Below are 13,720 nucleotides of genomic sequence, written 5' to 3' on the forward strand. Positions count from 1 at the left end.
CATGCGGACAATCAAGGCGCCCGTACCCACGGACAGTGACGACAGGCGAGACCATAGTGTCGGCCGGGCTGCGGACGAGTTGAGGGTGGGGCAAGAGATGAACAACCGACGGCGGAAGAAGCTCTCGCGGCGTCTGGTGTGGGCCGCGCGGCTCGGCCACACCGCGGAGGTCGGCGCGCTGCTGCGGGCGGGAGCGCCGGCGCAGACGTACGACTCCGAGGGGTCGACGCCCCTGTACGCGGCGTCCGTGCACGGCGACGCCATCGCCGTACGCCTGCTCCTGGCGGCGGGCGCGCTGCCCGACACGGAGAGCGGGGACGGCACGGAGGGCACGCCGCTGTGCGGGGCCGCGTGCTGGGGGCATGCCGGCGCCGTACGCGAACTGCTCGCGTACGGCGCCGATCCGCACTTGCGCGAGGACGGCGGCGGCGGGCGCTCGCCGCTGGAGTGGGCGCGGACCGGGCCGTATCCGGAGACGGTGCGGCTGCTGGAGGAGGCGGGGGCCTGAGAAGGCGGGCGGGGGGTCAGGCGCGGCCGGCCGCGGCCAGCATGTCGAGCGACACCTGCCACAGCCGCGCGGCCGCGGCGGGGTCCTGGGCGTGCGCGGCGACGCCGCCGGAGTCGCCCTCGCGGTGCGGACGCGCCTCGTGGCAGTCCTCGAAGTACCGGCCGCCGATGCCTTCGAGCCCCGGCCAGGTCGCGACCAGCACGGAGGTCGCCGCGCCCTGCTGGGGCGTCTTGAACGTGTAGCCGGAGGCGATCGCCTTGTCGAGTTCGTCCTGGCTCATATGGCGGGTCAGGTTCGACAGGACCGCGCCGGGGTGGACGGCGTTGGCGGTGATGCCGTCGCCGGCCCAGCGCCGGTTCGCCTCGACCGCGAAGAGCGCGGTGGCCGTCTTGGACTGGCCGTAGGCGAGTTGGGTGTCGAACGGCCCGTCGTGGAAGTCGATGTCGTCGAAGTTCACGGCCTGCCGCAGATGCCCCACCGAGGTGAGCGAGACGACCCGCGCCCGGTCCGCGGCGGCGAGCGCCGGGTGCAGACCGGTGGCGAGCGCGAAGTGGCCCAGATGGTTCGTGGCGAACTGCAGCTCCCAGCCCTCCGGCGTCCGCAGCTCGGGCGTGTACATCACACCGGCGTTGTTGATCAGGATGTGCAGCGGCCCGTCCCACGCGGCGACGAACGCGGCGACGGACCCCTGGTCGGCGAGGTCGAGCGGCGCGACGAGCACCCGCTGGTTGCCGGTGGTGCCGGTGATGTCCTGGGCGGTGCGCCCGCCCGCGTCGATGTCGCGTACGGCCAGGGTGACTTCGGCGCCCGCGCCGGCGAGCGCACGGGCGGTCTCGACGCCGATACCGGAGGAGCCGCCGGTCACGACGGCGCGCCGGCCGGTGAGGTCGACACCGGCGACGACCTCGGCGGCGGTGGACTCGGCGTCGAACGGGGTGGTGATGCGGCCGGTGGAGTCGGTGGTCATCGGGCTACCTGCCTCTCGGGGCTGTCGGGGGCGCCGCCGGGACTTTCCGAACTTCTCGGACTTCCCGGTCGGCACCCCGCAACCCAACCACCGCACGCGGGCCGTTCAGGGGAGGCGGAGCGGCCCGTTTCCGTCGGGGGGCGGCGCGGGCAGCCGCCAGTACTGGCGTTTGCTCTCGTCGCGGACGGCCAGGCCCAGCGCGTTCAGCTCGGCGCGCAGGGCCCGGACGTCCTCCCCCGAGTCGGTCTTGCGCATCGCGTGCGCGCGGGCGGTCAGCAGGGCGTTCGCGCCCACCGGGAGGCCCGGCGTGTCCGGGACCCAGAGGTGGAAGTCGGCCCTGTGCGGGTCCTCGGCCGCCCAGGCGTAGCCGTGGGTGGTGAAGGCGGTGGCCAGGGCGGCGCGGTTCAGGTCGAAGGGCTCACGGACCAGTTCCTCGGTGTGACGGCCGAGCAGTACGAGGAACTTGCCGTCCAGGAAGACCGTGCCGACATCGGCCCGGCGCAGCTCACGGGTCTCGTCGCGGATCTTGAGCGTGAGCCGGGTGTCCGACACCCGTACGGTCAGCGACTCGTGCAGCGCGATGAACCCCACCAGCACCCCGAGCAGCACGCCCGCCGTCACCCCCAGAACGGTGAGCCACGGTTCGGGAATGGAGTTCAGCAGCTTCGCCGGGCCCTTCAGCGGGGCCCAGTCCCAGCCCACCAGCCAGTTGGCGAGGAGTTTCACCAGCCAGCCGAGGAGCGCGCCGGCGGCGGCGAACGCCGGGACGAGCCAGACCGGTTGGGCCAGCACGGTGACGTCGGCGCTCTGTTCGGGGATTGCCTTCATGCTCCGAGGCTAGGAAGCGGTGGCCGGGGCCGGTATCCGTCGAAGGGATCCGCGGGCGTGACGAAAGTATCGGCCCTGCCGCGGCTCCCGCTCCGTACCGGACCGCCGCGCCTGACGTACCGGACCGTCGCGCCTTGACCTCGATCGCACTCCAAGTCCTAGAGTGCCCGACGTACGCCCCATCAGATGCCTGACCAGCAAGGGAACACGACATGCGCTACCGCACTCTCGGCGGCACCGGTATCGAGGTGAGCGCCCACTGCCTCGGCACCATGATGTTCGGCTCCGTCGGCAACAGCGACCACGACGACTCCGTACGCATCATCCACTCCGCCCTCGACCGGGGCGTCAACTTCCTCGACACCGCGGACATGTACTCGGCCGGTGAGTCCGAGGTGATCGTCGGCAAGGCGCTCAAGGGCCGCCGTGACGACGTCGTACTCGCGACCAAGGTGCACTTCCCGATGGGCGAGGGCCGCAACCGGGGCGGCAACTCGCGGCGCTGGATCGTCAAGGAGGTGGAGGAGAGCCTGAAGCGGCTGGACACGGAGTGGATCGACCTCTACCAGGTCCACCGGCCCGACCACACGACGGACATCGAGGAGACCCTGTCCGCGCTGACCGATCTCGTACGGGAGGGCAAGATCCGGGCGTTCGGCTGCTCGACGTTCCCCGCCGAGGAGATCGTGGAGTCGCACGTCGTCGCCGAGCGCAGGGGGCTCCACCGGTTCAGGACCGAGCAGCCGCCGTACTCGATCCTGGCGCGCGGCATCGAGACGGCGGTGCTGCCGGTGTGCGAGCGGTACGGGATGGGCGTGCTGACCTGGAGTCCGCTCGCCTCGGGCTTCCTCACCGGCAAGTACCGCAAGGGCGGCGCGATCGACCTGACCACGGGCCGCGCCGCGCTGACCCCCGCCCGGTTCGATCCGACGCTCCCGGTGAACATCGCCAAGCTGGAGATCGTGGAGCAGTTGGCCGAGCTGGCCGCCGGTATCGGCTGCTCGCTGCCGGAGCTGTCGGTGGCCTTCACCGTCGCGCATCCTGCGGTGACGTCGGTCATCATCGGCCCGCGCACGATGGAGCAGTTGGACGGTCTGCTGAAGGGCGCCGCGCTCACGCTGGACGACGAGACGCTCGACCGTATCGACGAGATCGTGGCGCCCGGTACGAACGTCTACCACCCGGACGGCGTCTGGAAGCCGCTCGCGCTGACCGAGCCCGCACGGCGGCGACGCCCGGCCGGGGACCGGGCCGCCGCGTAGGGGGTTTGGGGCAGGAGTGGAGGTCAAGTGGGCTGTCGGACGGTCGACTTGAGCACGGTGGGCGGCGCGAACACCACATCCACCGGGACGCGCGCCGCCACCATCCGCCGGTAGCGGTCGAGTTGGGACGGTCTGTTCACACAGAGCGCGCCGGTGACGAGCTGTCCGTCCGTGTACACGGCGACGAACCGGCCCTCCGCGACCGTCCCGGCGACGACGTGCGGGACACCGGTGGCGAGCCCGACGAACTGGATCTCGGTGCCGTACTGCTCCGACCTGAAGTAGGGCAACGACTCGAACGACAGGGCGCATTCACCGTCCGCCAGCAGCGTGTCGGCGGCGGCCACGGCCTGCTCCATCGTGTCGCTCCGGTGCTCGCTTCCGTTCCGGTTCTCGACCCGCATCACCTCGCCGAACAGCGGGTTGAACCAGCGGGCCACGCTCCCGGCCGCGACGACGCGCGAGGCACCCACCGCCGCACACGTCGCGTCCAGGAGCACTCCGTCCTCGACGTCGAGACCGCTCCCCCGCAGCCATTCGGTACGCGGCGCGAGCCCCGCCGCGATCACCACCACATCCGCCGGTACGAGACGGCCGTCGGCCGTCACGACCCCCTCGGGGCGGAGGGCCACGGCGCGGGCGCCGGTCGTCACGGCCGTGCCGTTCTCGCGGTGCAGCCCGGCCAGCTCCCGCCCCATCTCCGTACCGAGCACACCCTCCAGCGGGGCGGCGCCCGATTCGACGAGGGTGACGTCGAGACCGCGGGCCCGGCAGTACGAGGCGACCTCGCAGCCCGTGAATCCGGCGCCGACGACGGCGACCCGGGGGCCGCCGACGAGCGCGGCGCGCAGCGCACGGGAGACCTCGGCGCTCTCGATGCTCTCGGCGTTCTCGATGCTCTCGGCGTTCTCGGCGTTCTCGGAGCCCTCCGCGTTCTCCGTGTTTTCCGTGTTCTCCGCGTCTTCGGCGTTTTCTGCGTTTTCGAAGGTACGGAGGGCGAAGACGGCCGGATGACCGCTCCGCAGCCCGGTGGGTCGCCGCGCCGCGGCGCCGGTGGCGATCACCAGCCCGTCGAAGTCCAGGGTCCGGCCGCCCGACAGCCGGACGTTACGGCCGACGAGGTCCAGCCCCTCGGCCGTCGTATGCGGCAGCGCCTCGGCGTCGAGGGCGGGCGGGATGCCGTCCGCCGCGTCGACCACCGTGAGCCGGCCGTCGAAGCCGCGCTCGCGTAGGGCCTCCGAGGTGCGTATTCCCGCAGGGGAGGCACCGACAACGGCGATATGACGGAGCGTTCCGTCGATCCCGCGGATCCCGGTCATTCCCGATCGCCGACCCGGAATCCCGGCTTGATGTCGTACTTCATCAGTCCGACTTCCTTTTCGCGCAAGGGTTGTTCGATCAAAGGGCAGTTACCCATTTCCTGTCAAAGGGTGTTAAACATCCCCGGACATCGCCGAATTAGACGGTGCGGATGTGGGTGTGGCGACCCGCCACCCACAGGTCCCCCTCGATGCCCGCCGCCGCCTCGCGCAGCGGCGGCAGCAGATCGGCGAGGGACTCCTCCGCGGTGCGACGGCCGACGGGCATCGACACGTTGACCGCGGCCACCACCCGGCCGTCACGATCGCGTACGGGTACGGCGAGAGACCGCAGCCCCTCCTCCAACTCCCCCTCGACCAGCGCGTATCCGTCCCGCCCCGCCTGGTCGAGCAGGGCGCTCAGCCGCTGCGCGGAGGTGACGGTGTACGGCGTGAGGGCCGCCGGGGCGGGCGTACGCAACCGCTCCACGCGCTCGTCCGGCGGCAGGCCGGCCAGGAGGTCGGCCAGCAGGACGCGGCCCATGGACGTCGCGTACGCCGGGAAGCGCGTACCGACCGTGATGTCGACGCTCATGATCCGTTCGGTCGCGACCCGCGCGACGTACTGGATGTCGTCCCCGGCCAGGACCGACATCGACGCGGACTCCTGGACCCGCTTCACCAGGGTCACGAGATGCGGCTGCGCCAGTAGCGGCAGCGTGAGGCCGGAGAGCGGGGCGAAGCCCAGGTCGAGCACGCGCGGCAAGGGTCGGAACAGGCCGTCGTCGCTCGCGACGTACCCGAGGTGATCCAGGGTGATCAGCGCGCGTCGGACCGTGGCGCGGGCCAGGCCGGTGGTCTGCGCCAGCGCGCTCAGCGGGACACCGGTCGCCCGGTCACCGGCCGGGACCTGGCCGAAGGCCGCCAGGACCGCGAGCCCGCGCGCCAGGGACTCCACGAAGCCGGGGCCCATCTCCCGCTTGGACTCGCGGGCCCGTTCGGAGTCGGCGGACGGGGCGCTCGCCGGGGGCCGCGGGTGCCCAACGGGCGCACGCCTCGTCTCCGCCGCCGGCTCCCCATCCAGCGCACCCTCCGGCTCCCCTTCCAGCGCCGCCTCCATCTCCGCGACCGTCTCCCGCAGCCGGGGCAGCAGCGCCTGCCGCATCGACGCCAGTTCCCGGCGGCTCGTGTGGCTGACGACGCTGACGACCCCCACCGGCCGCCCCGCCCCGTCGCGTACGGGCATCGCCAGCGCGACGAGTCCCGGCTCGATCAGCTGGTCGTCCTCGGACCAGCCCAACCGCCGTGCGGCGTCCACGCGTTGTCGGAACGACTCACCGGCGCGCGCCGCCTCCGCCGGTACGGCGGGAAAGCCGTCGTACAGCGGATCGCGTCGACGCCGTGCCTCCCAGGCGTCCCACTCCGCCTCGGTCCAGTCGACGGCGAGGAGCGCGCCCACCGCGCCGCACTCGGCGGGCAGCCGGTCGCCGATCCGGAAGGCGAGGGACATGGTGCGGCGCCGTGTCGACTGATGGACGAAGCGGATACCGTCCCGGTCGGGCACGGCGAGCGAGACGGACTCGTCGAGTTCGTCGGCGAGCCGGTCCGCCGCCGGGCCGCAGACGTCGGGCAGCCGGCAGGCGGACAGGTAGGCGTTGCCCAGCTCCGCCGACCGGGGCGCCAGGACGGCCGACTTTCCTTCGAGGCGGACATGGTCCAGGCGCTCCAGCGTGCTGAGGGTGCGGTCGACGGTCGAGCGGGCCAGGGCGGTGGCCCGTACGAGATCGCCGACGGACAGCCGCCCGCCCGCCCCGGCGAGCGCGCGCAGCACGGACAGCCCACGGATCAACGGCCCGACGGCCTCACGCGGCGCGGCGGGTGCGGCGGGTGCGGCGGGTGCGGCGGGTGCGGCGGCCGGATCGTTCATGGGCTCTCCTCGGTCGGCGGAGGTGGTCGACAGCGCCCCATTGACAGCTCCCGACCCCGGGACGACACTCTGGCCGTCGCGATTCATGAACATTAGTTCACCAGGCGAACACTACCTAGAAGAGAACCGGAGAGACGATGGCCGACCTCCGCTCGCTCCACGACGGCGTCGCCGACCTGATCCACGACGGGGACACCGTCGCCATGGAAGGCTTCACCCATCTCATCCCGCACGCGGCGGCGCACGAGGTCATCCGTCAGGGCATCACGGATCTGACACTGGCCCGGATGACCCCCGACGTGATCTACGACCAGCTCATCGGCGCGGGCGCGGCGAGGAAGCTGGTCTTCTCCTGGGGCGGCAACCCCGGCGTCGGCTCGCTCCACCGCTTCCGGGACGCCGTGGAGAACGGCTGGCCACGCCCCCTCGAACTGGACGAGCACAGCCACGCCGGCATGGCCAACCGCTATGTCGCCGGGGCGTCGAAGCTCCCGTTCGCCACTCTGCGCGGCTACCGGGGCAGCGATCTCCCCCTTCGTACGGACACCGTCGCCACCGTCGTCTGCCCGTTCACCGGCGAGGAGTTGGCGGCGGTCGCCGCGCTCAATCCGGACGTCACGGTGATCCACGCCCAGCAGGCGGACCGCGAGGGCAACGTGCAGCTCTGGGGGCTGCCCGGCGTCCAGAAGGAGGCGGCGCTCGCCGCCCGCCGGGTGCTGGTCACCGTCGAGGAGCTGGTCGACGCCCTCGAACCGCGCCCCGGCGCCGTGGTGTTGCCCACGTGGGTGATCGACGCGGTGGCCGTCGTGCCGGGCGGGGCGCACCCGTCGTACGCCGCCGGGTACTCGGTCCGCGACAACGACTTCTACCGGTCGTGGGACGCGATCGCCCGCGACCGGGCGACGTTCACGGCCTGGCTGGACACACACGTACACGGACGCGGCGCCGACGAGGTGATCGCTTCATGAACGCCGCCCTCGCCGACGTGACACCCGACGACGCCACACCCCATGACGTCACACCTCACGACGCCACACCTCACGCCGTCACACCTCACGCCGTCACACCCGACGAGCTGATGGAGATCAACGCGGCCCGTGCCCTCGCCGGTGCCCGTACCTGCTTCGTCGGCATCGGTCTGCCGAGCACCGCCGCCAATCTCGCCCGCCGCACCACCGACCCGCGACTCGTCCTTCTCTACGAGTCCGGCACCATCGGCTCCAAGCCCACCCGCCTCCCGCTCTCCATCGGCGACGGCGAACTGGCCGACACGGCGGACGCGGTCGTCTCCGTGCCGGAGATGTTCAACTACTGGCTCCAGGGCGGCCGTATCGACGTCGGCTTCCTCGGCGCGGCGCAGGTCGACCGCTTCGCCAACGTCAACACCACCGTCGTCGACCGGGGTCCGGACCGGCCCGAGGCGCGGCTGCCCGGCGCCGGCGGCGCCCCGGAGATCGCCGCCAACTGCGGCCGGGTGCTGCTCGTCCTGCGCCACACCCCGCGCAACTTCGTGCACCGCCTCGACTTCGTCACCACGCTCGGGCACGGCGCGGGACCGCGCGACCGGGCCTCGCTCGGCATGCCGGGGCGCGGTCCCGTCGCCGTCATCACCGACCTGGGCATCCTGCGCCCCGACCCGGAGACGGCCGAGCTGGTACTGACCGAGCTGCACCCCGGCGTCACGGTGGACCAGGCGCGCGCGGCCACCGGCTGGGAGCTGCGTACGGCCGAATCCCCGACCGGCTCCCCGGCCACCACCGACCCGCCGAGCGCGGCCGAACTGACCGCACTGCGCGCGCTCAAGGCGCCCGGCGCCAACAACAAGGAGTGAGACCACATGCGAGACGTGTACGTCGTGGACGCCGTCCGCACGCCCTTCGGCAAGTACGGCGGCGCGTACGCCGGAGTGCGCCCGACCGGGCGGGCCGCCACTACACCGACCTGCACACCGTCGAGTTGAACGAGGCATTCGCCGCCCAGGTACTCGGCTGTCTCGCCGGTCTCCCCGACCTCGACCCGTCCCTCGTCAACCCGCGCGGCGGCGCCCTCGCCATCGGCCACCCGCTGGGCGCGTCGGGCGCCCGGCTCGCGGGGGCCGTCGCGCATCAGCCGGCCGCACACGGTTCCGGTACGGGCGTCGCGGCCCTGTGCGTCGGGGTCGGCCAGGGAGTCGCCCTCGTACTGGAGCACCCATGACAGACACCACACCCGCCACACCTCAGGGGGACATCGACCGCGAGATGGCCGAGCACCAAGCGGCCTACCTGGCGGCCCGCGCGGCCGGCGCGCCCCCCGCGCACCACCCGGCGCGCGACTACCCGCCGTACCGGAGCACGCTGCTGCGCCACCCGAAGCGCCCGCCGGTTGTCGTGGCGGACGACCCGGAGGCCGTCGAGCTGTACGGCCCGGTGTTCGGGCACACCGATGTCATCGACCTCGACGCGGACCTGACGGCCCAGCACGCCGGTGAGCCCCTCGGCGAGCGCATCACCGTCTCGGGGCGGCTGCTGGACGGCGCGGGCCGTCCCGTACGGGGCCAGCTCGTCGAGCTGTGGCAGGCCAACGCGGCCGGGCGCTACGCCCACCGGCGGGACCGCCATCCGGCGCCGCTGGACCCGCACTTCACCGGGGCGGGCCGGACGCTGACGGACGACGACGGCGGCTACCGCTTCACGACGATCAAGCCCGGCGCGTATCCGTGGGGCAACCACGACAACGCCTGGCGCCCGGCGCATCTGCACTTCTCGCTGTTCGGTACGGCCTTCACCCAGCGCCTCGTGACGCAGATGTACTTCCCGAACGACCCCCTGTTCGCCCACGACCCCATCCTCCGGTCGGTCACGGACGAGTCCGCGCGGCAGCGGCTGGTGGGGACGTACGACCACGGGCTCTCACAGCCCGGCTGGGCACTCGGCTATCGCTGGGACATCGTGCTGGACGGCCCGTCCGCCACCTGGATCGAGGAGGGACGCGAATGACGGTGTACGACTCCGCTCAGCACCCCGACCGGGCCGGCGGCCCCACGCCGTCTCACACGGTCGGCCCCTTCTACGGTTACGCGTTGCCCTTCCCCGGCGGCGGCGAACTGGCGCCCGTGGGCCACCCGGACGCGATCTCCGTGCACGGGGGCGTGTACGACGGCGCGGGCGCGCCGGTGCCCGACGCCCTAGTGGAGCTGTGGCAGTCGGACCAGTCGGGTGAACCGGTGCGCCGGGCGGGATCGATGCGGCGGGACCCGGTGACGGGCGGTTTCGCGGGGCGTGACGGTGTCACGTTCACCGGCTGGGGGCGGGTCGCGACGGACGCCGACGGGCAGTGGGCGGCGCGGACCCTGCTGCCGGGCGCACGCCCGGGGCGCGCTCCCTACCTCAGTCTGTGCGTCTTCGCGCGGGGGCTCACGCATCACCTCTTCACCCGCCTGTACTTCCCGGCGCCGGAGTACGCCGAGGCGCGTTCCGCCGATCCGCTGCTCGCCTCGCTGGACGCGGACCGGCGGGAGACGCTGTTGGCGAAGGCCGGGCCCACGCCCGGCACGTACCGCTTCGACATCCGACTTCAGGGCGACGAGGAGACGGTTTTCCTTGACTTCCGCTGACCACGCCGCTGACCACGCCGCCGACCCGGCCGCAGAACGCGCGGCCGACCGCGCCACCGACCATGCCACCGCCCCGTCGGATTCCGGTCCCTCCCCCGACGCGGGGCTGCTCTCGCCCGGCCGGGCGGGATCCGCCGCCGAGGCGGCGACCGGTGACGCCGCCTTCCTCCGGGCGATGCTCGACGCCGAGGCGGCGCTGGCGCGCGCGCAGGCGGCGGTCGGTCTCGCGCCGACGGCTGCGGCGGACGCGATCACGGCGGCGGCGGGGACGGCGGAGCGGTTCGACGTACGGGACGTGGCGCTGCGGGCGCGCGCCGGAGGCAATCCGGTGATCCCCCTGGTGGCGGATCTGACGACGGTGCTGGACGACGAGGAAGCGGCGCAGTACGTCCACCGGGGCGCGACCAGCCAGGACATCGTGGACACGGCGATGATGCTGGTGGCCACCCGTACGGTGCCGCTGATCCTGGCGGATCTGGACCGTACGGCGGACACGCTCGCCGCCCTGGCCACCGCCCATCGCACCACGCCGATGGCGGGGCGCACCCTCACGCAGCACGCGGTCCCGACGACGTTCGGGCTGAAGGCGGCGGGCTGGCTCTCGTCGGTACGGGACGCCCGCACCCGGTTGGCGGCTGTCCGGCTGCCGGTCCAACTGGGCGGTGCGGCGGGCACGTTGGCGGCCTTCGCGCGGAGCGACGACGCGGTGGCCGGCACACCGGAAAGCACCTCCACCGCCGCGTCCTGCGAGCCCGTCTACGACCTCACCGGTGCGCTCGACACCACGTTGGACAGCCCTCCCGAGCCGCTGCCCGACTATCCGCCCGCCACGGGCACCGACCCGAGACTGGACCCCGAGCCCGAACTCGGGGCCGACCCCGCCCCCGACGAACCGGTCTACGACCTGACGGGCGCGGCCCCCACCAGATCGGTCGAGGCCGCCGTCCCCGAGGGCTCGGAGGAGTCGGCGGGCCGCCCGGCAGGTTCGGCGGGTTCGGCGGAGAACGAGACCGGGGCCCCGGGGGCGGACCGGGGCGCGCCCGGCACCGACAACGGCGTGCGCCTCCTCGCCGCCTACGCCGCCCAGCTCCGCCTCGCCGAACCGACGCTGCCGTGGCACACCCTCCGTACCCCTGTCGCCGATCTAGGCTCGGCCCTCGCCTTCGCCGCCGGCGCGCTCGGGAAGGTGGCCGCCGATGTGCTCGTGCTGTCCCGGACCGAGATCGGGGAGGTCGCCGAGGCGCGCGGCGGCGGTTCGTCCGCGATGCCGCACAAGCGGAACCCGGTGCGGGCCACCCTGATCGCCGCCGCCGCGCGGCAGGCGCCCGCGCTCGCCTCCGTACTGCTGGGGTCACTCGTCGCCGAGGACGAACGCCCCGCAGGTCCCTGGCACGCCGAGTGGCAGCCGCTGCGCGAGCTGCTGCGGCTGACCGGCGGAGCCGCCCACGACGCCGCCGCACTCGCCCACGGCCTGCGGGTCTTCCCCGACCGGATGCGGGACAACCTCGGCCTGACCCACGGGCTGCTCGTCAGCGAGCGGCTGGCGACGGCCCTGGCCCCGGCCGTCGGCGCGGCCCGCGCCAAACAACTGGTCGGCGCCGCCGCCCGCCTCGCGTCGGGCGCGGGCATCCCGCTCGCGCAGGCGCTCACGGAGACCGATCCGGCGGTCGCCGAGCTGATCGGGGAGGAGCGGCTGCGCGCCCTCACCGACCCGGCCGGCTACACGGGCTCCGCCCCGGCGCTCGTGGACCGCGCCCTCGCCGAACACGCCGTCGCCGACAGCGCCCTGGCGCGGGCCGCGTTGGCCGACCACCCGGAGGACCCACCGGAGGAGGCCCCTCGATGAGCGACGAGACCGATGACGGGGCCGGGACAGGCACCGGGACCGGCACCGAGACTGATGCCGGCACCGGCACCGGGACGGCGGAGACGCCTCAACTCCACCTCCCCCACCCCCACTTCCGGCTCGACGGCCCGGCCGACGGCGCGCCGCTGATCCTCGGGCCGTCCCTCGGCACGTCCCTGCGCGTGTGGGAACCCCAGCTGGAAGCCCTCGCCCGCGACCACCGCGTCCTGCGCTGGGACCTGCCCGGCCACGGCGGCTCCGCCCCCTCCGCCGCGCCCGCCGTCTCCGTCGCCGCCCTGGCGAACCAGGTGGTGCGGCTGGCCGACGAACAGGGCTGGGAGCGGTTCGCGTACGCGGGTATCTCGTTGGGCGGCGCGGTGGGCCTGGAGTTGGCCGTACGGCACCCCGACCGTCTCGTCTCCCTCGCCGTGCTGTGCTCGTCCGCGTACTTCGGCGCCCCCGACACCTGGCGGGACCGCGCGGCGAGCGTCCTCGCCGAGGGCACCGAGTCCCTGGTGGCGAGCCGCCCCGGCGTCTGGTTCGCGCCCGGCTTCGAGCGCACCCCGCTGGGCGCGGCGCTCGTGGCGGACCTGCGGGCGGCGGACGACAAGTCGTACGCGGCCTGTTGCTCGGCCGTCGCCGGACACGACCTGCGCGACGAACTGGCGGCGGTGCGGGTCCCGACGCTCGTCGTCGCCGGCCGCGACGACCCGGCGGCCCCGCCGTCGCCGCACGCCCGCACGATCGCCGACGGCATTCCGGGCACGAGCCTCACCGAGATCGCCGGAGCCGCGCATCTGGCGAACGTCGAACGCCCCGCACCGGTGCTCGCCGCACTGCTGGACCACCTCGCGGCGACGGCCCAGGCCGTCGGTGACGCCACCCGGCACGGCGCGGGGATGGCGGTGCGCCGCGCCGTGCTCGGCGACGAGCACGTGGACAGGGCCGTCGCCCGTACGACGGCGTTCACCGCGCCCTTCCAGGACTTCATCACCCGCTACGCCTGGGGCGAGATCTGGACACGGCCGGGTCTCGACCGCCGTACGCGCAGCTGCGTCACCCTGACGGCGCTGGTCGCCGGCGGGCACCACGACGAGTTGGCGATGCATGTGAGGGCGGCGGTACGGATCGGGCTGAGCCCCGAGGAGATCCGGGAGGTGCTGCTCCAGTCGGCGGTGTACTGCGGGGTGCCCGCGGCCAACAAGGCGTTCGCGATCGCGGACGACGTGCTGTCGGAACACGCCTGAGCCCGCCTTCGAGACACCTCCGAGCCGACGCCCGCCTGAGGCACCCCGTCCTGGGCCCCTTCCCGGCCGACGCCCGCCTGGGGCGCCCCGGCCTGACGGACAGGCACGCCCGCGTGTCGGGCCCGGCAGTGCTCGAACAACAGTCGGTTCCCCGCCTGGTCGCGGCCGAGTCGCGAGACCGGTTCGCCCCGCTTAGGGTCGGAATCCGGTGAACGGTGGCGTTCCCTGTCCGAGGGCGCGCA

General features: G+C 73.5%; 13 protein-coding genes and 1 pseudogene. 10 read left to right on the forward strand and 4 right to left on the reverse strand.

Annotated elements, in window-relative coordinates:
* The first annotated feature begins 97 nt into the window (after window positions 1–97).
* Window positions 98–508 carry an ankyrin repeat domain-containing protein gene (locus tag ACFUN8_RS13910; protein WP_383635724.1) on the forward strand — a complete coding sequence of 137 codons (411 nt, stop codon included), beginning with the start codon at window positions 98–100 and terminating at the stop codon, window positions 506–508.
* Window positions 509–524: 16 nt separating this feature from the next.
* Here ACFUN8_RS13910 and ACFUN8_RS13915 read toward each other — a convergent pair whose 3' ends face one another.
* Window positions 525–1,475: an SDR family NAD(P)-dependent oxidoreductase gene (locus ACFUN8_RS13915; RefSeq protein WP_383635727.1), complete on the reverse strand. Its 951-nt coding sequence runs from the start codon at window positions 1,473–1,475 to the stop codon at window positions 525–527.
* A gap of 105 nt (window positions 1,476–1,580) precedes the next feature.
* The gene (locus ACFUN8_RS13920; protein ID WP_383635730.1) at window positions 1,581–2,303 is read right to left on the reverse strand and encodes a hypothetical protein; all 723 of its coding nucleotides are present in this window, start codon (window positions 2,301–2,303) and stop codon (window positions 1,581–1,583) included.
* 212 nt (window positions 2,304–2,515) lie between these two features.
* Between ACFUN8_RS13920 and ACFUN8_RS13925 the strand changes: the two genes are divergently transcribed.
* The gene (locus tag ACFUN8_RS13925; RefSeq protein ID WP_383635733.1) at window positions 2,516–3,565 is read left to right on the forward strand and encodes an aldo/keto reductase; all 1,050 of its coding nucleotides are present in this window, start codon (window positions 2,516–2,518) and stop codon (window positions 3,563–3,565) included.
* A gap of 23 nt (window positions 3,566–3,588) precedes the next feature.
* Here ACFUN8_RS13925 and ACFUN8_RS13930 read toward each other — a convergent pair whose 3' ends face one another.
* Both ACFUN8_RS13930 and ACFUN8_RS13935 read right to left on the reverse strand, forming a co-directional pair.
* Window positions 3,589–4,884 carry an NAD(P)/FAD-dependent oxidoreductase gene (locus tag ACFUN8_RS13930; protein WP_383635736.1) on the reverse strand — a complete coding sequence of 432 codons (1,296 nt, stop codon included), beginning with the start codon at window positions 4,882–4,884 and terminating at the stop codon, window positions 3,589–3,591.
* A gap of 139 nt (window positions 4,885–5,023) precedes the next feature.
* Window positions 5,024–6,790: an IclR family transcriptional regulator C-terminal domain-containing protein gene (locus ACFUN8_RS13935; RefSeq protein ID WP_383635739.1), complete on the reverse strand. Its 1,767-nt coding sequence runs from the start codon at window positions 6,788–6,790 to the stop codon at window positions 5,024–5,026.
* 137 nt (window positions 6,791–6,927) lie between these two features.
* Here ACFUN8_RS13935 and ACFUN8_RS13940 point away from each other — a divergent pair, with 137 nt between their 5' ends.
* The 8 genes and pseudogenes from ACFUN8_RS13940 to pcaC all read left to right on the forward strand — a co-directional run bounded on the left by ACFUN8_RS13940 (window position 6,928) and on the right by pcaC (window position 13,478).
* Window positions 6,928–7,758 (forward strand): CoA transferase subunit A, encoded by an 831-nt coding sequence (locus ACFUN8_RS13940; protein WP_383635742.1) that lies wholly within the window; start codon window positions 6,928–6,930, stop codon window positions 7,756–7,758.
* 110 nt (window positions 7,759–7,868) lie between these two features.
* Entirely contained in the window at window positions 7,869–8,621 is a 753-nt protein-coding gene (locus ACFUN8_RS13945; RefSeq protein WP_383635812.1) for a CoA-transferase subunit beta, read from the forward strand.
* A 6-nt stretch (window positions 8,622–8,627) separates the two neighbouring features.
* Window positions 8,628–8,750, forward strand: a complete 123-nt coding sequence (locus ACFUN8_RS13950; protein WP_383635824.1) for a hypothetical protein — start codon at window positions 8,628–8,630, stop codon at window positions 8,748–8,750.
* Window positions 8,699–8,986, forward strand: a pseudogene (locus tag ACFUN8_RS13955) (3-oxoadipyl-CoA thiolase); the annotation flags it as partial. The gene ACFUN8_RS13950 and the pseudogene ACFUN8_RS13955, both read left to right, overlap by 52 nt.
* Window positions 8,983–9,768 (forward strand): protocatechuate 3,4-dioxygenase subunit beta, encoded by a 786-nt coding sequence (pcaH, locus tag ACFUN8_RS13960; RefSeq protein ID WP_383635745.1) that lies wholly within the window; start codon window positions 8,983–8,985, stop codon window positions 9,766–9,768. The pseudogene ACFUN8_RS13955 and the gene pcaH, both read left to right, overlap by 4 nt.
* Window positions 9,765–10,385 carry a protocatechuate 3,4-dioxygenase subunit alpha gene (gene pcaG / locus ACFUN8_RS13965; protein ID WP_383635748.1) on the forward strand — a complete coding sequence of 207 codons (621 nt, stop codon included), beginning with the start codon at window positions 9,765–9,767 and terminating at the stop codon, window positions 10,383–10,385. The genes pcaH and pcaG overlap by 4 nt, the downstream gene beginning before the upstream one ends.
* A gap of 175 nt (window positions 10,386–10,560) precedes the next feature.
* Entirely contained in the window at window positions 10,561–12,231 is a 1,671-nt protein-coding gene (locus ACFUN8_RS13970) for a lyase family protein (protein WP_383635815.1), read from the forward strand.
* Window positions 12,228–13,478: a 4-carboxymuconolactone decarboxylase gene (gene pcaC / locus ACFUN8_RS13975; RefSeq protein WP_383635751.1), complete on the forward strand. Its 1,251-nt coding sequence runs from the start codon at window positions 12,228–12,230 to the stop codon at window positions 13,476–13,478. Before ACFUN8_RS13970 ends, pcaC begins: the two co-directional genes overlap by 4 nt.
* Window positions 13,479–13,720: the final 242 nt, after the last annotated feature.

Source organism: Streptomyces sp. NPDC057307 (assembly GCF_042667665.1).
In the GTDB taxonomy this organism is placed as follows: Bacteria; Actinomycetota; Actinomycetes; order Streptomycetales; family Streptomycetaceae; genus Streptomyces.